The sequence below is a fragment of the Bacteroides sp. OM08-11 genome (assembly GCF_003438665.1).
GTDB lineage: Bacteria > Bacteroidota > Bacteroidia > Bacteroidales > Bacteroidaceae > Bacteroides > Bacteroides cutis.
Map to the genome: position 1 here is coordinate 39428 of NZ_QSTJ01000002.1, position 22634 is coordinate 62061.

General features: G+C 36.5%; 13 protein-coding genes. 3 read left to right on the plus strand and 10 right to left on the minus strand.

What is annotated here, in order from left to right; all coding sequences use genetic code 11:
* Positions 1-65 precede the first annotated feature (65 nt).
* Both DXC10_RS04040 and DXC10_RS04045 read left to right on the plus strand, forming a co-directional pair.
* Entirely contained in the window at positions 66-758 is a 693-nt protein-coding gene (locus DXC10_RS04040) for a YjjG family noncanonical pyrimidine nucleotidase (RefSeq protein WP_101545938.1), read from the plus strand.
* 57 nt (positions 759-815) lie between these two features.
* The gene (locus tag DXC10_RS04045; protein ID WP_101545936.1) at positions 816-1463 is read left to right on the plus strand and encodes a MarC family protein; all 648 of its coding nucleotides are present in this window, start codon (positions 816-818) and stop codon (positions 1461-1463) included.
* A 76-nt stretch (positions 1464-1539) separates the two neighbouring features.
* Here DXC10_RS04045 and DXC10_RS04050 read toward each other — a convergent pair whose 3' ends face one another.
* Genes DXC10_RS04050 through DXC10_RS04065 form a run of 4 tightly spaced genes read right to left on the minus strand, consistent with a single transcriptional unit; the run spans position 1540 to position 8425 of the window.
* Positions 1540-2820 (minus strand): DUF4302 domain-containing protein, encoded by a 1281-nt coding sequence (locus DXC10_RS04050; RefSeq protein ID WP_117737384.1) that lies wholly within the window; start codon positions 2818-2820, stop codon positions 1540-1542.
* A 12-nt stretch (positions 2821-2832) separates the two neighbouring features.
* A complete protein-coding gene (locus tag DXC10_RS04055; RefSeq protein WP_117737385.1) occupies positions 2833-3708 on the minus strand; it encodes a putative zinc-binding metallopeptidase in 876 nt (291 codons plus the stop codon).
* Between the two features lie 12 nt (positions 3709-3720).
* Positions 3721-5304: a RagB/SusD family nutrient uptake outer membrane protein gene (locus tag DXC10_RS04060; protein ID WP_117737386.1), complete on the minus strand. Its 1584-nt coding sequence runs from the start codon at positions 5302-5304 to the stop codon at positions 3721-3723.
* Between the two features lie 19 nt (positions 5305-5323).
* On the minus strand, positions 5324-8425 hold the full coding sequence (locus tag DXC10_RS04065) for a SusC/RagA family TonB-linked outer membrane protein (protein WP_255419779.1): 3102 nt from the start codon (positions 8423-8425) through the stop codon (positions 5324-5326).
* A gap of 475 nt (positions 8426-8900) precedes the next feature.
* Between DXC10_RS04065 and DXC10_RS04070 the strand changes: the two genes are divergently transcribed.
* A complete protein-coding gene (locus tag DXC10_RS04070; RefSeq protein WP_101546157.1) occupies positions 8901-10142 on the plus strand; it encodes an ATP-binding protein in 1242 nt (413 codons plus the stop codon).
* A 176-nt stretch (positions 10143-10318) separates the two neighbouring features.
* Here the strand turns inward: DXC10_RS04070 and DXC10_RS04075 are convergent, their stop codons facing one another.
* The 6 genes from DXC10_RS04075 to DXC10_RS04100 form a co-directional block, all read right to left on the minus strand.
* Positions 10319-11185 carry a hypothetical protein gene (locus DXC10_RS04075; protein WP_101546155.1) on the minus strand — a complete coding sequence of 289 codons (867 nt, stop codon included), beginning with the start codon at positions 11183-11185 and terminating at the stop codon, positions 10319-10321.
* A gap of 27 nt (positions 11186-11212) precedes the next feature.
* Positions 11213-12877 carry a RagB/SusD family nutrient uptake outer membrane protein gene (locus tag DXC10_RS04080; protein WP_101546153.1) on the minus strand — a complete coding sequence of 555 codons (1665 nt, stop codon included), beginning with the start codon at positions 12875-12877 and terminating at the stop codon, positions 11213-11215.
* 20 nt (positions 12878-12897) lie between these two features.
* Entirely contained in the window at positions 12898-15912 is a 3015-nt protein-coding gene (locus DXC10_RS04085; protein WP_255419780.1) for a SusC/RagA family TonB-linked outer membrane protein, read from the minus strand.
* A gap of 717 nt (positions 15913-16629) precedes the next feature.
* Entirely contained in the window at positions 16630-17520 is an 891-nt protein-coding gene (locus DXC10_RS04090) for a hypothetical protein (protein WP_101546161.1), read from the minus strand.
* Between the two features lie 11 nt (positions 17521-17531).
* The gene (locus tag DXC10_RS04095) at positions 17532-19208 is read right to left on the minus strand and encodes a SusD/RagB family nutrient-binding outer membrane lipoprotein (protein ID WP_101546159.1); all 1677 of its coding nucleotides are present in this window, start codon (positions 19206-19208) and stop codon (positions 17532-17534) included.
* Between the two features lie 11 nt (positions 19209-19219).
* Positions 19220-22219, minus strand: coding sequence for a SusC/RagA family TonB-linked outer membrane protein (locus tag DXC10_RS04100; protein ID WP_255419781.1), 3000 nt, complete (start codon positions 22217-22219; stop codon positions 19220-19222).
* Positions 22220-22634: the final 415 nt, after the last annotated feature.

Here is a 22634-nt window from a genome sequence, read left to right on the forward strand (position 1 = left end):
AGACTGTTTCAAAAGTGGACTTGTCGGTCAAGCTGCTTTTGAAACAGTTTTTTAGTTTTATCCTTATGCCTTATAAAAATCTTTTTTTTGATTTAGATGACACTCTTTGGGCCTTTTCTCTGAATGCTCGTGATACATACGAGGAAATGTATCAGAAGTATGGGTATGACCGTTTTTTCGACTCGTTTGAACACTATTACGAATTATATAATCGTCGTAACCTGGAACTCTGGAAGGAGTATGCCAATGGACAAGTTACTAAACAGGAATTAAATCGTCAGCGCTATCTTTATCCTTTGGAAAGAGTGGGAGCGGGAAATGCTATTTTAGCGAAAGCGTATGAAAAAGACGCGCTTTCTACAATTCCAACTAAAAGTAAACTGATGCCACACGCTCGTGAAGTGCTGGAATATCTTGCTCCCAAATACAACTTATATATCCTTTCTAATGGCTTTCAGGAAATGCAGTTTCATAAAATGCGTTCATCAAATATTGATCGGTATTTCAAAAAAATAGTTCTTTCTGATGATATTGGTATTTTAAAACCCTGGCCGGAGATATTCCATTTCGCCCTTTCAGCTACTCAGTCTGAATTGCGAGATTCTTTGATGATTGGTGATAGTTGGGAAAATGATATAACTGGGGCGGCAAGAGTAGGTATGCATCAAGTCTTTTATAATATAGCAGGTATAACGAAACTCCCATTTACTCCTACTTATCAAATTGCCGATCTGAAAGAATTAATGAATTTATTGTGACATTTGGTAGATTAGTAGTATTTTTGTCTCCAATGATGAACATATAAAATTACTACTATGGAAACTATCTTCCCTTTTGCATTGCTATGTTTCACTTCTTTTTTCACGTTGACTAATCCATTAGGTACAATGCCTGTATTTTTGACAATGACACAAGGGATGACAGAAAAAGAACGTCGTTCTATCGTTAGTCGCGCTACGTTGGTATCTTTTATCACAATTATGGTTTTTACCTTTGCAGGTCAGTTTTTGTTTAAGTTTTTTGGTATATCAACGAATGGCTTTCGTATAGCTGGTGGAGTTATTATCTTTAAGATTGGCTTCGATATGTTGCAAGCCCGTTATACTCCGATGAAGTTGAAGGATGAAGAAATAAAGACTTATGCAGATGATATATCAATTACTCCATTAGGAATTCCCATGCTATGTGGTCCGGGAGCCATCGCCAATGCTATCGTACTGATGCAAGATGCACATTCTTATGAAATGAAGGGGGTATTGATAGGGACGATAGCACTTATCTATTTTCTTACGTTCCTGATATTAAGGGCATCCACCCGCTTAGTTAACTTATTGGGTGAAACCGGCAATAATGTAATGATGCGTCTGATGGGACTTATCCTGATGGTGATTGCTGTGGAATGTTTTGTAAGTGGGATGAAGCCGATATTGATAGATATTATAAAGGAGGGGGCTTTGGGATAGTTGTACAAAAAAGGATATGCCCGTGAGTGAGCATATCCTTTTAAGTAAATGTTAGAATTAAAACAGAAAAAGTATCTTAATTATCGAATGGATTTAAAATCTCATCTCTGAATATTTTGATTACATTATTGTTGTTAGAATTGTCTGTCATTGTTATGATAGAAGGATTCTTTTCATCATCGGCAGTCAAAGTAAATGTCAGTCCGGTTGTTCCTTTAGAAAATGGGTAAATCATATAATTCCAATCATAATTATTGTAGAATGTTACACCTGTTCCACCTCCACCTACAGCAAAAGTTATTTTAACTTGATTGTCACCTATAGCTGCTGTTTTAAAGAATAGATATCCAGGAGCACCATCACATATCCAATAAAAAGCTATTTCAGTGTCGGAGAAAGGTGTAAACAGAGCTGTCTCTAAGTGCATGTTATTAGGCTCTAAATCATTCTTTTTAACGTAATTCCAATAAGGCTGTCCAAATGCTCCTAAATTTTTAAATGAAAAATACCAATCACCATTCAATAAATAATAATTTAATGGGAACTTAGGAGTTAAAACTATACTTCCTGATGCTAGTTGTCCGTTGTCACCTACATCTTGAAATTCTAAGGTTTCTACATTTTTACCATTTATTTCCAATGGCTCCATAAATTTCAATCCCGTGGCAGTCAATATATACGGAACCGTAATATCTTTTGTATTTCCATCTTCCTGATAGGTAATGGCAAAAGTATGATATGACTGCGTAACTGAAGCATTAAAATCTCCATCTGTATAATCAAATTTGGGAAATACGGATATCTTTTGTTCCATATCAACGATATTCGTTAAATATTCATCCCAATCACCGGTAAACGGAGTCATAATAATTTTATTCCCGGTTTTTTTCCCTTTCAATACAACCTTTTCGGCTGTTGCTTCCATAATTGTAAATTCATAGTCGCCTTCCATACCTTTTCCGTCTGTACCTATTCCTAGATCATTTTTCGGATCGGAGAATATATGAAAAATACTATTATATGTATCGAAGGTCAATACGGGACCTGCCTGTTCCTTCATTCTATAAGTACTGGTAGCTTGGGCAGTAGCATCTCCTGTAATATCGGCAGATACGGTTACCTTGCCATCTTCATTGAAAAGGGCTAATACATTATAACCTCCGTAAATCTGTCCACTGGCCGGATAGTATTCCATTAGCCAACCATTCTGGGCTCCAACCAATACGGCTTTGTCCGCTGCCAACCTTTCTTCTATTCTATTTGCTGCATTTTCACCAAAAATATCTTCTGCTTCTGGTGAACATGCTACAAAAAGAAGAGAGAATGTAAAAAAGAAAAGATAAATATATTTTTTCATATTGTCTTCTGTTTAAAGAGTTCCTAAATCTAACTTATCAATATTCTGTTCCCGTTCCTGAACAATTTCATGTAATTTATCAATGTCTATACCCCATGATTCTGCCAAATACTCTTTTACCATTTCTAGTTTCTGAAGAATAATGGCAGCACCGCTGGTGCCGGCTGCTTTTAAAATATCCTGCCATTGTTTATCGGTATATGTAACATATATAGCTAACGTCTCAACGAAATCTTCTTGCGTTTCAGTACTGGCATAGTTGGATACAAATCCCATCTTTTGGGCTTCCAGGTTGGTGATATTCATCCAGCCGGGACCAGTATATTTACCTGCGGATATTGTATTGAAATCAGTTGAATAATTTTTAGTCTGGTGCAGGATATGCGCAAACTCATGGTGCATGGTTTTGAAGTACCAATAATTTAAAGATTCAACATCTGGATTTTTTGGGTCTAAGCCGTTAACATTGAAAAGAGTAATTTTCAATCCGCCTTCAGCGGTTCCTAATACCATGGAACCACCTGACTTTTCATATTCAGGAGAACCGATAAGGTGCATTATCTTAGGACAGTAGGTAGCTATAAACTCCCTGCCAACCAGCTCTTCATATACGTCAATCCATAAAAACTTTACTAACTTAGCCAGCGCTACGGATTTATCGTAATCTGCCGGTATAACATTATACTTTAAGTCTGACTCTACGTCTTCAAACTTATATTTCAGGTCAATATTGTACGACTTGGTGTAGTTTTCCAATATCCACGTTTCAAAAGCATTACGTTCCGGAGTGGTAGGATTAAAAATGCTTTTGGAGTCCAGTTTATCTTCACTGCATGAAACAGCAGCTAAAGCTAATACGAGTAATATAAATAATTTCAACTTCTTCATATTCTTTGTTTTTTAGTTTCTGGGATTAGCATCCATACCTGCATCAATTACGTCTTGTGGTAATTGGAATGCACGTCTAGGATCGTCTTTGGTTAATATATCAGGACTTTGCCCTTCTATGTTATGAGAGATTTCAATGCCATAGCGCTTAATATCCAGCCAGCGCAGGCCTTCGTGAATTGTTTCCACTCTACGCAGTTGGAGTATGCAATGAATGAAATTCTCTTGTTTACCGTCAACAAAAGGAATAATCGGGTTCAAGTGTTTCTTGACTGTACGCTGTGTTGCACTTTCTACGATAGTAGGCATATATTCTATATCTTTATAGAAATCATTAATAAACTCTTCCGTAACGGTAGGTACACCATCTGCATAGCAAACGGAAACCAACCAATCATTTATATCAGTTACAGCCTTTGCATAGTCAGGCTGCGTTTTCATTATGTATGCTTCTGCCCGGCAGAGTAAAGTCTCATTGGTAGTGAAAGGTACTATCACTGCATGTCGATATCCTATACCATTAACCTTATCGGTGTATTCAAAATACATACCCAACTTCGGGAAAGGCATTTTCTCTTGCGGGTTCCAAATGGTATTGGCAGCCACCAAGTTTTTTTCTGTCCCCCAAATACCTTTAGCACGGAGATTTTCATTCTCACAAATTTCCTTGGCTTGCCCGTAACGCTGTGACATTAAATAAGGACCATAAATATAAGGCCATGAACTATTAATCGTAGTAATAAGTAAATTGGCCGTTGATTTGGCAGAGATAAAAGCGTCAGCAACATTAGTAGGAGAGGACAAAGTTCCAAAGTCTGCTTCATAAGTTCGCAATACTTTGCTAGGAGTCGTTCCCAGTGCAGCATTTGCATAACTAATCACCTTTTCATAATTGGATTTGTCAGCTTGCAAATAGAACAGATAAAACCGGGCAGCAAAGGCATTAGCAGCTTTCTTATTGAAATGATATTTAGGTACGGAATATAGGTTGTCGTTAATTAATGGAAGTCCTTCTTCAATGTCAGCTGCTATTTTGGAGTATGTTTCTTCCAACGTACCTCTGATATAATGAGGAGCGACTTCTTTCTCAGGGGTAGTTGCATACGGAATACCTAGTTTTTTCCCGGCTGTTTCATAATTGTAGGCTTCACAAAATGTATTTGCCAAAATAAAATGGGCATAAGCGCGGCACATTAAAGCCTCTCCTCTTTGAGGGGCCAGGCTCGTCGGATTTCCCATATCTTCAATTGCCTGTAAAGCATGATTAGCCGAGGCTATGGCAAGATAGCATTCATCCCAAAGACCTTGCGGAGTATCTTCATCGGTATCGGTAAGTATATCTTGCCACAAGTATGCATCTTCTTGAGACTGAGACTCTACAGAGTACAGCGAACCATTATCCATAGCATTGTCCGATGCCATTTCGTTCATCATGACAGGAAAAGCTTTAGGATAGGCTGAAACCAATAAGGAGGTAATTTTAGATTCTGTATTTATTTCTGCTCTATTATCCGGCATCGTATCCAGAAAATCGCTGCATGATGAAAATAATAAGACAGCTACTGCTGCTGAATATAGTATATTTATCTTTTTCATATTTCTAAGATTTTTAATATTAAATTCCAATTCTTACTGTTAAAGTGAATTGTTTAGGTACCGGAGCTGCGACACCACCTGTGTTAAAAAACTCGGGGTCTTGTCCGTTTAGCTTGTCATCAGAATAGATCAGGAATAAATTAGTAGCTTGCAGTTTTAAGGAGAGTGTATTCAACTTTAAATGGCTAATCCATGTTTTCGGGAAATCATAAGATAATGAAATCTCTTTCATTCTGATGAAATCTCCTTTTGCTGTACGTACAGTAGAATAATTGTAAGCGTTATAGGCGCGTTTTAGATTGGTATCCTGTTGATTCATACGTCGGTCTGCAATAACGGGAACATTGGTTCTGTTCTCATCACCGGTAACAGTCCAACGATTCTTGAATTCTTTAGGCATAGCATCCAAGTCGGAATATTTACTGCTGAATACCGGGTCCAGGCGAACGACATTACCAAACGAGTAAGTGATAAAAGCATTCAGCTTAAAACCTTTGTAAGTAAACATATTACCAAAACTTCCAGTGATAGTAGGATCAGTGGGACCTTCATAAATCAGATGATCTTTATTAATACGATCCTGAAAATTAATATCACTTGTAGTCAGTTCGCCTTTTTCATTGATAAAAGTAGGTACACCATTTTCGTTAAGGCCTTTGAAGTCCATAGAGAACAAAGAACGTACCGGATATCCTTGCAGAGCAAATCCTGCACCGGAAATCATATCAATTACACGTGACTGTGAATCCAGTTCTGTAACTGTATTTTTCGCATGAGAGAAAATGAAATCAGTATTCCATTTGAAATCTTTGGTGACAATATTACGAGTAGAAAGGGTGAATTCAATACCATGTGAACGCATACTTGCAACATTTGCATATTTGGATATTTGCCCTCCTACACCCATTGTGTTGATTTTGCCTATCAAATCGTAATTGTTTCGTTTATACCAGTCAACTACTAGGTTTATTCGATTATCCAGAAAACCAAGGTCGATACCAAGATTTAATTCATGTTTCTTTTCATAAGTCAATTCGCTATTCTCTAAATCTGATATTCTTAACCCGGATTCACCAACACTGGCAAATGGTCTATAAGGATTATAAGACTCTATTACTACATGTGAATTTGTAACGTTGGCCGGTCCACGGTCAGCTGTAAGAGAGTAAGATGCTCTAAGTGTCAAATTAGATAAAGCGGGTTTTAGTTCTTCAAAGAAGTTCTCTTCGTGCATATTCCATGCACCTGAAACATTCCATGTCGGTAACCAACGAGAAGAACGGCTTTTACCTAATTTATTGGATCCTTCATAACGTACCGTTCCATTTACCGTGTATCTTCCTTTATATGAATAAGTACCTGTTGCAAAGAAGGCGGCTTCGCGAGAATGGGTCTCTTCAACCGTATAATATTGAGTGTTTTCTTCTTTTCCTTGTTTAAAATACAAATATTCATAAGAAGGTAACATACCCATGTCATACTGCATACCTACGCCGTTAAACCAAGTTTTTGTTCTGTCCGTAGCGGTCACTTGCATGCCACCAAAGAGGTTGATAACGTGGTCATCAGCGAAAACATCGTTGTAACTGATTGTACCACGGAAATCGTAACTATTCATGCCATACTTGGTTTCTCTATAAAAACCTCCTACCGGTAATACTGATAGAGGTAGCGAGTTCACAACATCCGGGTCTGTATATAACCATGGGTTAGCATCTCTCATAGTTGCATCATCCATTGCACGATAAGCCCATGCTTGATTGGAATAATCAGTGATACTATGAGATTGAGTGGTAGAAGAGTGCTTATAAGCCCCTAATGCTGATAATTCTACTTTCTTAAATGGTTTCCATTTCAATTCACCTTGGAACTTCAGGTCAATGACGCTTAATTCCATATTGTTATTTTCTAATTCATGGAGAATATTGAACGGAGCATAATTGCGAACATAATATTCATTGGGATCAAGGGCACGTGATGTGTTTAAGGCGTATGAGTATGGATTGATATCAAAGTCACGTCTGACTTCACCACTAACTACATCTATACTGGAACTTAATGTTCCGGGAGCTTTTTGCTTACGATAGGAGGTATTGCCTATTAAGTTCAAAGAAAGTTGTCGGGAGATGTTATATAGTGCATTAATATTAGCTGTATAGCGTTGTACGGAACTTTGTTTGGTCCATCCCGGATCGGACATTGCACTGAGGGATGTATAATAAGAGGCTTTATCTGTACCACTGGACATACTGATGGCATGATTCTGTGAAATACTATTATTGAACAAAATATCAAACCAATCAGTGTTTCTATATTCGGCTTGTTGCAAGTATGCATTTCTTGCTTCAATGGTATTAGCTAAGGCAAATCCACCATTAGAGTAGTCGTTGGTCAAATGATACAGTTTACCGTAGACTCCACTATTGGAAGCGCGATAGACATCCGAAAAATTCAGGTATCCATTACTAGCCATGGTTTTGTATACATCCATTTGTTCTTGAGAATTCATAATGTTAAAATTTCTATAACTAGGTTTTAAACGCATTGAAAATTCACCCGTATAGTTAATCTTGTTACTACCTGCCTTACCTTTTTTGGTTGTTACTACAATTACACCAGCCATTGCACGCGCACCATAGATAGAGGTCGCAGAACCATCTTTCAGAATTTGAAAACTTTCAATATCATCGGCATTTAGTCCTGCGATGGCAGAACTGATCAATGTTACTGCATCACCCGAGGATAAATCGTCTGCACCAACTTCTGTGACATCCTCCATGATAACACCATCAACTACCCATAGTGGTTTTGAACTACCATAAATTGAAGTAGCACCACGTACACGGATTTTGGGAGCTGTACCAAATGTTCCGGACACATTCTGAACTGATACACCGGCAGCACGTCCTTCCAATGCACGACTGATTTCTGCAATACCGTCCAACTTTACATTATCAGCTGACAGTTTTGTCGCTGCTCCTGTAAATAGGCGTTTGTCCATACGTTGCATACCTGTAACAACAACTTCTTCTAAAACCTCGTTGTCAGCCTTCATTGTGATCTTTAAATGAGGCTTTATCGCTACCTCTTGTGTCTGCATACCAATATAAGAAATCTGCAAAGTCTTCGCAGAACTGTAAGAAGCATAATTTGCTAATAAACAGTAAATTATGCTTCTTACAGAACTTATTCTTTATATCAAAACCACATTCAGAAATACCTATATCCAATATACTTTTAAATCTTGAGCTACTATAAAAGTACTATTAAAGCAAGTATATCTTTGATTTGCAAATATTTATTTTGTAAATTAAAGTAATTGTATATATCTAAAATATACCATATATTATTGGTTACTATTTTTTATATCTAAAATTTACCGGATATTATAAGATTACTCTATTCAAAAAAAGGAATGATAAAAGATAAATACGATTTATATAATGTATAAAATTAATCCTGATAACGATATCCTTTTTCACTAACAACAGATAGGATTGGAACTTTCTATTCATTGCCAATGAAAACTTTCCGTTAAAAGTATTCGTTAATAATGAAAAGGAGTTATCTTTGTAGTATAGAAAATAATAAAAAATATGAAAGACCTACTGAAACATATCATCTTTGATCAGCAACAACGTTCATATTCTCATATGGTAGAAAGAGATATTGATAATAATCTGTTGAAATTACCGGAAATATTGGTTATCTCAGGGATAAGAAGATGTGGAAAATCTGTATTGTTGCAACAAATTCGCCATAGCCATAAGGAACAGGATTATTATTTTAACTTTGATGACGATCGGCTTGTCAATTTTAAAGTTGAAGACTTCCAATCTTTATACGAAGTTTTTATTGAATTGTTCGGCGAACAAAAAACTTTTTATTTTGACGAGATACAAAACATCCCGGGATGGGAAAGGTTTGTTCGTCGTTTATACGATAATGGCTGTAAAGTATTTGTTACCGGTTCCAATGCCAATATGTTAAGTAGAGAACTTGGCACACATTTAACCGGACGCCATTGTTCCATAGAACTCTATCCCTTTTCTTTTGGAGAGTTCCTGAAAATGAAAGGGAACTATCCGGAACAGAAAGATTTCTATACAACAGCAGGAAAAAGCCTGTTAAAAAAGAGTTTTGATGAATATTTACGGCTTGGAGGATTTCCACGTTATATACAGGATCCCAATACATCTTATCTTTCTACACTTTATGAGAATATTATCTATAAAGACGTTGTGACCCGTAATAAACTGAATGGTGAAAGAGAATTACTTGAATTGGTTTATTTTCTAGCGAGTAATGCAGCTAAACGATTTTCTTACAATTCATTGGCTAAAACGATTGGAATCAAGCATCCGGAAACGGTTAAGAACTATCTTGAGTATATTGAAAGTACATATTTAATTTTTCAGACAATGAAGTTCGACTGGTCTGTAAAAAAACAGATGCTCGCTCCTAAAAAAATATATTTTGTTGATAATGCCATAATTGGTAAAGTAGGGTTTAACGCTACCGATAATATCGGTCAATTGTTAGAAAATATTGTTTATATACAATTAAAACGTAAAAATCAGGAAATATACTATCATGACAATGGTATAGAGTGTGATTTCATAGTACGTCAAGGTATCAATATTACACATGCATTTCAAGTTACACGTTCACTGACTGACCCGCAAACAAAACAACGGGAAATTAACGGATTGTTATCCGCTTTACAAACCTACCATTTGAAGGAAGGTACAATTCTTACAGAAGATGAGAATGGTGAGCTAGAAGTGGAAGGGCATAAAATCAATATTTATCCCATCTGGAAATGGTTATTACTATAAGTAATTTTACAATTTCTACATCTTTATTGAATTTCGTTTCAAAGATTTCGAGTGGTCTTGATGTTTGTAAATAAAAGTATGCAGTTATATGGGATGAACATCAAAAAGGAGGTTGTGTTAAAACATTTTTGGCACAACCTCCTTTTCTTATATGAGTTTCACTCTGAATATTTTAATTAATCTGCAATAAATGCATCATAACCATATCCAATGCTACCCGCTGATACATAATATTGAATAAAAATAAAACAATTATAATTTTCATACATACCACTTTCATAACCTCCAGCTGTTACAAAATCATCCTTACCTTGCCAATAACCAATATCACGAACACTAACTGTTCCATACTGTCCAAAAGTAAAAGATGTTTCCGTTGGAGGTACTCTAAAGAACTGGTATTCTCCACCTCCATCTTTACCCTGATAATCTATCAAGTTTATTTTCATGTGAGCCCCTGTACCAAATACGTCTTTAAAGCGATACAATGTAGGATTAGTAGTACAAACTTGTAAAACAGTTGGATTAGATGACATACCGCTTATTTTATCGGAAGTAGTACCATCTACCCATGAATCGGCATAATAGTATGTACCGCTAACAACATCTGTCCAATCAAGTCCTGTAAAAACCGTTTTTGCTGACGCTTTCATATTTCCACCAATTGCTACAGCGGTAATGGTATACTCTCCATAAAGACCTGTTATCACGATATCAACATTAGATGTACCTGAGACATCTGTAAGTTTTGTACCTTTTTCTACTACGTAGTTTAGATAAGCGTCTTCACCGTTGTTTTTTATATAAGCATCTTTATCTTCCGTTTTTTCTGCTAAATAATAGACCTCAGACACTTTATTGTTAGTGGCAAAACGAAGCATTACATCATTGTCAGGATTGTTAGGTTTACCGGCATTATATTGATAGAGGGTAATCACTGGATTGGGGTCGTTCCCCACCTCCGTTCCTTCATCTTCTATACATGAGATCATGGTTGTGGTAGTGAAAAGTACCATAAACAAACTGTAAATATATTTTTTCATATTCTTATTTTTAAATTATTAATCCAATTACCAGGAAGTAATCTCCTCTGAATCCGATGTAGGAGGTATAGGTGTAGGATTGTTTGTACATGCCAAGTTATAGTTAGTCTCACTCTGAACGATACAAAAGTCCATCCATACGGGAGGCTCCGTGGTATTCCAACGGCGTGTTTCCAAATGGTTAGTATTAGGATAACTGCGAATAATTCCTTTATTGAGACGTTTAATGTCAAAAGTAGCCAATCCTTCTCCCCAAAATTCTATACGACGTTGCCACCATATTTCGTTTTGGAAAGCAGAAGTAGATTGATTACCGTATGCTTCATTGTGTTTACCATATTCATAGGATGCATCACGTGTCTTGGCAAATTGAGTCAAAAGAGCAATACCGTTAGCTTCATTCTGCATACCGGCAGCCTCAGCCTCAATCAGATACATCTCTTCAACACGCATTATAGGAACAGCGACAAGAAAACCTTTATACTGATTATAATGTCCTTCTGAACCTCCTGCGGCTCGGAATTTCAATGAAAGACCACCTACCACTGTTCCTTCCTTATGACCGGAATTATAAACCCATTCCGGATAGTCGGAATAAGCTTTCAAAGCCTCTACCTGTTCTGCTTTTGATCCCAATTCATCTATCTTAAAGTCTACAAAACACTTTTTACGAAAATCACCGGCAGGAATAGTCTCATATAGATGACGGTCAATAAGGAGCTTACTTCCATAACTGGAGGCATAACCACACTCTGAGCCATTTACTTCAAGACACATGAAAGATCCCCAAGAACTGTCTCCGTCATTCAACAATATATTATCGTCATTTGCTTTGTATGTTAATCCAAACATCCATGAGGAATTAGGAGTATTGAAACCTGTTTCACGACTGGTATAATCTTCTTCATTCATAAGGGTATATCCTTTTTGTGCAAGTTTTGCATATTTCTCCGCATTCACCCAATCTTCCATCACTTGATAAGCACGAGCTTTTAAGCCATATACTACTGAAAGATCTGGTGTATATTTATCTGGTCGTTCATAATCTGCCAAATATTTTTCTGCATTATCAAGATCAGACAGGATAAATCCCCACATTTTCTCATTAGTGGCACGAGGATTATTAGCCAAATCTGAAAGAGCGGTACTCTCAGTTACGATAGGCACAGTTTCGGCATTCTTATCAAGTGCATAAGTATTTTGGGCAAACATACGTGCTAAATCCATATAGAACATTGCACGCATAGCATAGGCAATTCCTGCACCTGTAGCTTTATCCGCATCGGGCTCGGTACCAGCAAGAGAAAGAACTGTATTACAATTCTTTATCCAGCCATAATAATAAGTCCAAGGAACTTGGCAATATAAGTATTGAGGACCAAGTGCTGTACCACTGGTATACCAAGTTTGATACCAGTGACCATCCCAACTCGGAACAACATCCTGTCCCATAACATCACGCATCTGATAGAACGTAGGATAACCGAAGTCGAAAGGTTTATCGCTGCCAAATTTAAATTTACCTACCAATGAGGAAGTAAGACCACTCACAAAATTATTATAGGAACCAGGGGCGTTGGCAGCCTGATCCTTTGTAACAGTTGACGATTGCGGATTAACCTCTTCAATACAACTTGTCACTACGGAAAGCCCGAAAGCAACGGTTAAAAATGAAATCAATATTTTTTTCATATATAAGTCTCTCTTTTAGTTTAGAATGTTAATTGAATACCTCCCGAAATATTACGTACGGGAGAATAAGCGGATATATCTTTATTTCCTTCATATGAAAAACGAGGATCGAAACCCTTACGTGCCGACCAGAAACAAAGATTTTCGCCCGCAGCATAAAGACGTATTTTGGCTATATTCTTAAGAAGCTTTTTCGGAACTGTATAACCTACTGTGAAGGATTGGAAATTCAAGTAACTGGCATTAGTCAAGAAACGATCTGAATTGCCAAATACACTATATCTATCTCCATATTGCCAACGTGGGATATCACTGGATGTATTGTTAGGACTCCAAGCTTTCAGGTAGTCTTTATGGATATTGGAACCGGCACTGGCACCACTTTCATTAGGACCCATTAATGATGCATAATGATTATCGGCAATCTTACCGCCCAATTGGTAATCAAACGATGCGGATAAGTCAAAGTCATACAAACGTAATGAAGTACTGAATCCGCCAAACAACTTGGGCAGAATAGAACCTTGTGCATATTTAGTGGCTTCGTTAGGATCGGTGGTAGTATAAGAATGTTCTTTACCAGGTCTACTGGTAACACCTTTCAAATTTTCATCTACCCAGTAAGTAGCTTCACCTTTTTCATTTACACCTGCATATTCCACGCAGAAAGCATTGTAGAGTGGTCCTCCTACCTCATACCAGTTCTGTGCAACGTCTGTACTGTTCGTTTCTGCAAAACCACCATTACCGGCGATTTTTGATTCCGGTAAGCTGAGTATTTTGGCTTGATTATGTGACAAGTTTGCCGATATACTCCAGTCAATATCTCTGGTACGAATAATTGAACCTGTCAACAACAGTTCCACACCCATATTACGGATGTCTCCCAAGTTGCCATAATAACCACGAGATCCGGCTGATTCTGGAACGGATAACCAAAATAGTAAATCGGTAGTCTTTTTGGTGTAGAAATCCACATTACCAGTCAAACGTCCTTTCCAAAAACTGAATTCAACACCGAGGTTGATATTTGTTGTTGTTTCCCAAGTAATGTCAGGATTACCAATACGATAGAAAGTTGGAGACATAGTCGCATCATCCACAGGAGATAAACTATATAAATCCGTATATGCCCAGTTACCAATATTGTCATTACCTTGTTGTCCAATAGAGACTTTTATTTTCAACATATCCATCCATGATGAATAATTTGACATGAAGCTTTCTTTGGAAATAATCCAAGCAGCACCAACTGACCAGAAATTACCCCAACGATGTTCTTTTGCAAAATAGGAAGAAGCGTCACGACGATAAGAGGCTGATGCAAAATATTTTTCTGCATAATTGTATTGAGCATTACCGAAATAGCCTTCTACATTATATACTGTGGTGTAGGATTGAGCATCCGCTTTTTTGGAAAAAGCGTTGATTTCCGGAACTTCCGGAGAAAAACCACCTTGCGCTGTAGCAGAGAGGAATTTGGTAGTAGCCTTATAATACTCATGTCCCAACATTACGTTTACACTATGTTCACCAAAATCTTGAAAATACGTCAAAGACTGTACATTATTAGTTCTAAATCCGTTAGTAGATTCTTTTCTAATCTCACCGTTTACACCTGCTTTGGGAACAGTAAATGGATTTTGGTAGTTAGAATAATTACTTTGTCCTAAAATAACTGTACTTGTCACATTGGCCTTCAAAAAATCGGTAATATTAATATCGGCCATAAAAGTTCCATTTAATTGATCACCGATAGTTTTAATTTGATTATATCGATTTGCCCCTAGCGGATTACCTGGAGCTAAAAAAGGACGGGTTACTCCTCCATAATCTCCATTACCAAAGTCGTAAGTTTCATGTCCATATTGGTCTTTTTTGATTACTATATTACCTGCTTCATCTACTACACGGACAAATGCAGGATAAATGGGAGCAATATAATCAGTATAATACATCGGGTTTGAGTTATTTGCTTGATCACTCATGTTTGGGTTAGATTCCTGGTTAGAATGTATATATCCCACGTTAGCACTTAACTTTAACCACTTCTTTGCTTGATAATCTGCCTTGATACGTGCACTGACACGATCATAACTAGAATTTTCAATAATACCATCTTCATTTAGATAACCAACACTGGCATAATAAGATGCACGGTCAGTTCCACCATTTGCACTTATATTATATTCTTGACGTAAAGCGCTTTTATAAGCCAAATCTTGCCAATCATCAGGCTGCATATAATATTCAATACCATTGTGGGTATATTTACGTCCCAAAATTGCATTTGGGTTTAGTTTTCCATTTGTCCCAATCAACATCTCTCCTTCAGGTATGGTATATACATTATATTTTAAATCAGCAAGCATTTTTTGGTTAGCGTATGTATTTGCTGCCGACGCACTCATTCCTTGACCATAGAATGAATAATTATATAATTGTGAATAATATGCCTCATAATATTCTCCGGGATCTTTGATTACATCGTATTCCTGTACTGCACGTGTGTTTACACCCCATTTCATATCTACATTGATCACAGCATCTTGTGTCTTTCCCTTTTTAGTAGTGATAATAATTACACCAGCGGCACCACGAGCACCATAAAGAGCAGCGGATGCAGCATCTTTCAAAACAGAGATAGATTCTATATCACTTTGTGGAATATTAGACAAATTAGCTGTATAAGGGGCACCGTCAACGATAATCAAAGGATCTGTACTAGCATACATAGATGCAATGCCACGGATATTAATTTTTCCATCATTCGAACCTGGTGCTCCTGAACCACCCCGGATCTGTAAACCTGCAACCGAACCAACTAAAGCGTCAGATACATTTGTTGTGATACGTTTGGATAGTTCCTCCGTATTTACTACAGACGCTGAACCTGTAAATGCGGATTTTTTAGCTGTACCAAAAGCTACAACCATTACTTCATCAAGTACCTCTGTATCAGATTTCATCACAATTTTTAAATGAGGCTTTATCGCTACCTCTTGTGTCTGCATACCAATATAAGAAATCTGCAAAGTCTTCGCAGAACTGTAAGGTGTGTATATTGCTGGCTATTAACTTATTATGAATATGGAAAGAACTTGTTATTTATATTTACATATCCACTACAAACCATTATACGGTAGGTGTAAATTATTCCGCTCTACCCTTGAGATACTATTTGTTGTGTTATAATGTAGAATATTAGACAGTTATATAATATTCCCATTTATTTTATCATATCACAAATATACTTGATACTTAATCAGGTATATTTTTATCAATGAAAATTACTAATTGAAAAAAGATGATTAGTGAAAATGGATAGTTAAGTGTGCAAAATTACGTAAGAGGGAAATTGTAAATATTGTGTGATAGCTCAATTGCGACTATTTCAAGGTTGAGAATATATGAATGGGATAAAAGTTTTATTAATACTGTATTATGACAAGATTATAATTTTTTGTATAAAAATTAAGTTATGACAAAAATAAATCTATTTATCACAAACGGAGATAATGTACTTCTCATTTCATCACGTCGTTTGAATAAACAAGTTTTAGCGAACATTGTCTTCATCAAAGACAAATAAGAAACGAGTAATTAGGTGAATATAGTGTATATGATAAGCCCTTTGAGAAGTAGTAAAAATATGATTAAATAATGAAGGAACTGTGTAAACAGAGAAGAGGCTAAACTCAAAATAACCTTGAGATAGCCTCTTCGTATCGACAAACTATTATTTTTAACTTTTAGTTTTTAATAATCCAGTTTGCATTACTATCATAAGTACCTTGGTCTACACCTACCGTTCCAGAAAAATTTATAATACCATTACATGCATCAATAGTACCCGAACCTACTACATAGAAATTTGTATAAGATCCAAAGGTCGGATACAATATTTGTTTGGCGACAGTAACCGTATGAACTGTCGGATCAATAGTTATTCGTATCTTAGAATCCTCAAAGAAATTAACAATTTCCAATTCTGTATCAGATATCTTTACTCCTTGAACCGGATAACTGGCACCCTCATAGAATACAGTATTATCAGTTACTACCAAATTTCCCGTGAAATCATCTAACACTAATGGGCAGGCAACTGCATATCTTACATTATATGAATAGGGTCTTCCATCTACTTCCCATCCTGTAAAAGCCTTGTTGTTAAAACCGGAATATTCATTCCAACCATATACTACATAACCATCTTTCATCACAGCATTAGTTGTAAAATATACTGTTTCATTTAAGGATGGCGCAGATAGTCCCAATTTTTTATAAACATCGGCAAAATCAATTGTAATTTCTTTAGGAAACTCTTTGATATTATCCATTACAACTTTTGAAGTTGTTTTGCCTGACGCATCAGTGAATACACATAATAATTGTGCATAGTCTAACATGGAGTAGTCCCCTTGCTGTGCTGGGATTGTTAATTTAACTTTATAATTTCCATCAACCTTTCCGGCAGAAAGGATACCGTCTGTTCCTTCGATCCGAGCAATATCAATAACAACACCGTTCTTCACGTCATCTAACGGATAAGGAAGATCTTGATCACAGCTAACAGTCAGCAATGCCATAAGGACAGTTGCTATGAATAATTGTACATATTTCATATTTCTATTTAATTTCATAGTTTAACAAATTATTTATCCCAAAATACGATCGGGCTACTTAAATTTCTACCATTATTTGTAATATTGGGGTTACGGGTAACTTCACTTGTTGGATACCACATTGCTCTGGGATATGCATTAATTCCTTTCAATGGAATATCTATGGGACCTAATTCAGGTGTTTTACTATTTTTATAAGGGGACTGGGCATAATCAGTACCCGAACTCAATAAAGTAGGATATCCCGTACGACGAATATCATTATATGCTTCTACAGGATTAAAGAAATTGGCAATCCACTTCTGTGTCATTACAATGCGAAGTTTCTCTTCATTATTAATAGCGGCATCATATTTTGCTAATATTTTACCCACAAATGCCGTTACAGCATCATCTGAAATAGAAGGTACATTACTCCCTTCTGCTGCTGCATTTTGAGATACAGAGTTGACATGTTTGATAGAGTATTTAATACCATTCTCCAACGCTACTTTTGCATCTCCATTTGTTTCACCTGTCAAATAAAGTTCTGCTAATAAGAAAGGAACCGAATAGGCTTGTAACATCTTTTCTGGAGCAACACCTGTACCGACATTTTTGTCGCATTTACCTCCTTGCCCATTATCATATTTACCACCACAAGGATAGATACCAATAAAAGAGGAAGTAGAACGTTGGTCGTTTCCGGAAGAAGAAGAGTTTGATGCAAAGAATATTGAAACAAATGCTCCACTACGATAATCAGTCGTATTCTGTGCTTCTCCATCTGCTTTTATTTGATTTACCCAATAGTAGGGAATACGTGGATCAACAATACCTGTGAAGGGATTATCTTTCACATTCAAATTAATACCGGACATTATTTCATAAATCCATGGACTTATATAATAGGTACTCTGACCACCGAGGTATTCATCTACATATGCTGGGTGTCGTTCATCAGGGTTGTCCTTTTGGGTATGTTTAAACTCGAAATCTTCACCACTTTTCATAAAGTTATTCTCTGTAAGTAGTGCTGCCAGTTTTTCATTCCAACCGGTAATCTCCCCTTTTGCTTTACGGCACTGAACAAGTAGTTTCAATTTCAACGTATTACCCATTCTGATCCATTTGTCTTTATCTCCATTGTAAATCAAATCATCAGCTGCTGGTTTTAACAAATTAGCAGCTTCCTCATTTTTCAAGTTACCAATAGCTTCGTCAATCAAAGTGAATAGTGAATTGTAAATCTCAGAACTTTTATCAGCAATAGGAGCATAATTCCCTTCAATATTAAATTCGCTATATGGTACATCTCCCCATAAATCGACGATATTTGCAAATGCATAAGCCTTTAATAATTTACCGATACCTGCATATATCAAATTATTTCCTTCTTCAGCAGCAGTAATTACTGCATCAGTGTTTTTAAGACCATATGTATAAGCCTGTAGCCATGAATTACCATTAGATGCTGTAGAAGCTGTAATGCCAAAGTTGTCCACTTCTCTGGAAGTCAGATGAAAAACATAAGAAGGCAATGAAGAACCGATATAATTACCAGCAGCAAAAGACATTGCTATATCATATTCTGCTCCAGTTAATACTTTACTAAGTTCAGCCGTAGTTGGCTTGTTCGGATCATCATTGATATCTAGATAATCAGAACAACTAGTGCTAACCAATAATGCTGATGTCAATATAAATATAATTTTTTTTATTTTCATACGTCCGGTTTTTAGAATGTAAGTTTAAGATTGAATCCATAACGTCTGGTGTTTGGTGCAGATGTATAATCAATACCCTGCACGTTACCTCCACCATAACTGCTGGCAGTAGGGTCATAATTAGTGTGTTTCGGAACATTCGGTGCCCAGAACCATAAATTACGTGCCACGAAAGATACACTTGCAGAACCAATAAATGTTTTTGCCAGCCAAGACTTGGGAATTTCATAGCCGAGACTTAATTCGCGTAGGCGGAAAGTAGTTGCATCATATACAGCCGCTTCATCGACACCGTTGATTGCGAAAGAAGAAACTGTAGAACTACCTGTAAACCATAAATCATTTTCACGTAGTTGAACATTATTAGGAATCTTATTCCCATTACCGTCCAATAGTGGTTTCTTTGTTGACGGATCGGCTAAGTAACCAGGCATGATACGGGAACCATAACGATTTTCTGTATCTCTTGTAACACCACGTCCCAATAAATCAGTTATGTAAGATGTCCATACACAGCCACCAATTTGAGCATCTACTAAGAAAGACAAGGTGACACCTTTGTAGGTAAAAGTATTGCTTAAACTTAATTTACAATCAGGTGCCGGATTACCTAAATATCCTTGTTCGTCGGCTACTAAATAAAATCCGGAGTTCGGATCAACCAAAAGGTTTCCATCTTCGTCACGGGCAAAGACATCTCCTACCAACATTCCATAGGGTTGTCCAACTTCCAGCACAGCTCCTGGAGTTGCAAAGCCTGTATTTAGAGACACGCGTTCTACACCTTCTGCTAATTCTTTCACTTCACTGTCATTCTGTGTATAAGTGAAATACATATCCCATTTAAAGTCTCTAGTTAAAACAGGAATCAGATTTAAGCCAACTTCAATACCATGATTATTCATTTTACCAAAGTTTGTATAGTAACTACCATATCCGGTAGAATAGGGAAGACTCAAAGGGGCAATTTGATTGGTAGAATTACGATTATACCAAGTGAAGTCTACGTTAACTCTACTTTTTAGAAATTGTAGTTCAGCTCCGAATTCAACTTCAGAAGTAAACTCCGGTTTCAATTCCGGATCAAACATTGAACTTGGTAATGACAAGATAGGTTGACCATTATAGGGTTGTCCTAAAGAGAACGTTCCATTTTTGTAATAGGCGCCTGCATCATTACCTACTTTAGCCCAACTCAAACGAACTTTTCCGAATTTGATGATATCCTCGTTAATATGGAACGCATCAGTAAATACAAATGAACCGGCAATAGAAGGATAAAAGAAACTACGATTGTTTTTGGGTAATGTAGAAGAAAAGTCATTACGCCCCGTAACACTTAAAAAAGCGAAGTTCTTATAATCCAAAGTTGCTTCTCCGAACAATGCCCATAGGCGAGTTCTTACATAGTATTCTTCAGAAGTCTGAGATTCGGTATTATCAATATTATAGACTCCCGGTGACATAATGTTGAGACCGGTTGTCTGTGTATTATTAGAAGTGAATTGATTTACATTATGCCCGATAGTGGCTTTCAGTCCCCAATCTTTATGAATAGGTACATCAAAACGGAATAATAAAGTAGACTCGATTTCTTGCGTATCGTACGATTCTACACGGATACGTCCTTTACCTCCCACAGCTCTTGAACCAATATTCAAGACCTCTTTACGATCCATCTTGAAATCGTTGATACCAATACGGTAGTCAACAGAAAGCCACTTTGTAAGATCATAGCCTATGTTAAAGTTGGCCACAGCTCTATCCATTGTAGTTTTTATCTTATTATATTTCCATGACCATAGTGGATTGTCTGCTTGGTCACCTACGAAAAATAATGATTTGTGATCAGGAGTCTCATAAGGAAGAGACATATCCCAGTTACGTCCGAGAATTAAAGCGCGGGCAAAGGAAGATGCACCAATATTATTTGACTGGTTATTACCGAACATCGGGCCGTTTTGCTGTGTTCTAGAGTAAGATACATTTCCACCAACTCGTACTCCATTGGCTAAAGTCTGGTTTCCACCAACACTAATGGAATAACGCCCAAAATCAGCATAAGGTATATAGCTGTCTTGATTCATGCGTGAAAGAGTAGCTGTGAAATTTCCACTTTCGGTATAACGGTTAATATTTAAAGACAAATCATAGATACCTCCTAATTCAAATAAATCTTTCACATTATTTTTATAAGCTTTATAAGGAATCATTTTAGGTAAGTTAGGATAAGCATTACCATAAATATTGGCAGAATACATGCTTAAAGGAACTTCCGTAACATCATCAAAAGAAGCTCCCCAAGAGCCATTTACTCCTTGAGCTATAAAATTATCACCTGTACCAAATTTATTTTGATAATCCGGTAGCCCAGCTATCTGCTCTATCGTATACGAAGCATTTAATGTAATTTCAGTCCCTTTACCTGCTTTTTTCCCACCTTTTGATCCACTTTTTGTAGTAATAAGAACTACACCATTAGCTGCACGTGAGCCATATAATGCAGCAGCTGCTGCTCCTTTTAATACATTCATTGATTCAATGTCATTCGGATCAAGAGTGGAAATGCCACTACCATAAGCACCACCAGCTTCAGTTGCTTGGTTAGATGAAGCTACTTCTGTATTGCTATATGGTACACCGTCTACTACATAAAGTGGTTGATTATTTCCTAGGAAGGATGAATTACCACGAATTGTCATGCGTGTTGCAGAACCCGCTGCACCTGAAGGTGAGTTGATAACAACTCCCGGTATCTTACCATCTAAAGAGCGAATCAAATCTGGTTCAGCCTTTTGAATAGTTTCATCTGCATCTACTTTTGATACCGAATACCCTAAAGAACGTTCTGCACGTTGAATACCTACAGCAGTAACCACTACTTCATCCAATAACTTAGAATCGGGCTTCATAACTACTTTCACATGAGGCTTTATCGCTACCTCTTGTGTCTGCATACCAATATAAGAAATCTGCAAAGTCTTCGCAGAACTACAAAATATATAATACACAGATAAACAATATGTTGCAAAAATAGAAATATGTTCTGCTTTTTGTGAAGTAGTTGCTAGAAGTTACTACAGAACAAGCTAAAGTATTTTTGCTCTACTTTTGAGCTACTATATACTAAGGTATAATACAGAAATACAGATAGTTATAAAATAAATTATTCTAAAACCCAATTTTAATAATTATACTAGGAGTCTGTTATATGTCATCTTTGTTGAATATTTTCATAATAAAAATGAAAAAAGAAAGAAATGGATAAGCTCAATAAATATTGATAACCATATTTATTCTTCTGTATCTATTTTTTTAATAATCTTTGAGAAGTTCTATAAAAGAATTTTAGTTCGATTTGAAATTCATAGAAAATAAAAGAGACTGTATTTAAATACAGTCTCTTTTATTTTTATAGGAGTTAAA

Bases quoted from the DNA above. Each gene is read 5' to 3' on its own strand.
- DXC10_RS04045 (WP_101545936.1), top strand. From the start codon at position 816: ATGGAAACTATCTTCCCTTTTGCATTGCTATGTTTCACTTCTTTTTTC.
- DXC10_RS04080 (WP_101546153.1), bottom strand. From the start codon at position 12,877: ATGAAAAAAATATTGATTTCATTTTTAACCGTTGCTTTCGGGCTTTCC.
- DXC10_RS04040 (WP_101545938.1), top strand. From the start codon at position 66: ATGCCTTATAAAAATCTTTTTTTTGATTTAGATGACACTCTTTGGGCC.
- DXC10_RS04060 (WP_117737386.1), bottom strand. From the start codon at position 5,304: ATGAAAAAGATAAATATACTATATTCAGCAGCAGTAGCTGTCTTATTA.
- DXC10_RS04055 (WP_117737385.1), bottom strand. From the start codon at position 3,708: ATGAAGAAGTTGAAATTATTTATATTACTCGTATTAGCTTTAGCTGCT.
- DXC10_RS04070 (WP_101546157.1), top strand. From the start codon at position 8,901: ATGAAAGACCTACTGAAACATATCATCTTTGATCAGCAACAACGTTCA.
- DXC10_RS04095 (WP_101546159.1), bottom strand. From the start codon at position 19,208: ATGAAAATAAAAAAAATTATATTTATATTGACATCAGCATTATTGGTT.
- DXC10_RS04090 (WP_101546161.1), bottom strand. From the start codon at position 17,520: ATGAAATTAAATAGAAATATGAAATATGTACAATTATTCATAGCAACT.
- DXC10_RS04075 (WP_101546155.1), bottom strand. From the start codon at position 11,185: ATGAAAAAATATATTTACAGTTTGTTTATGGTACTTTTCACTACCACA.
- DXC10_RS04050 (WP_117737384.1), bottom strand. From the start codon at position 2,820: ATGAAAAAATATATTTATCTTTTCTTTTTTACATTCTCTCTTCTTTTT.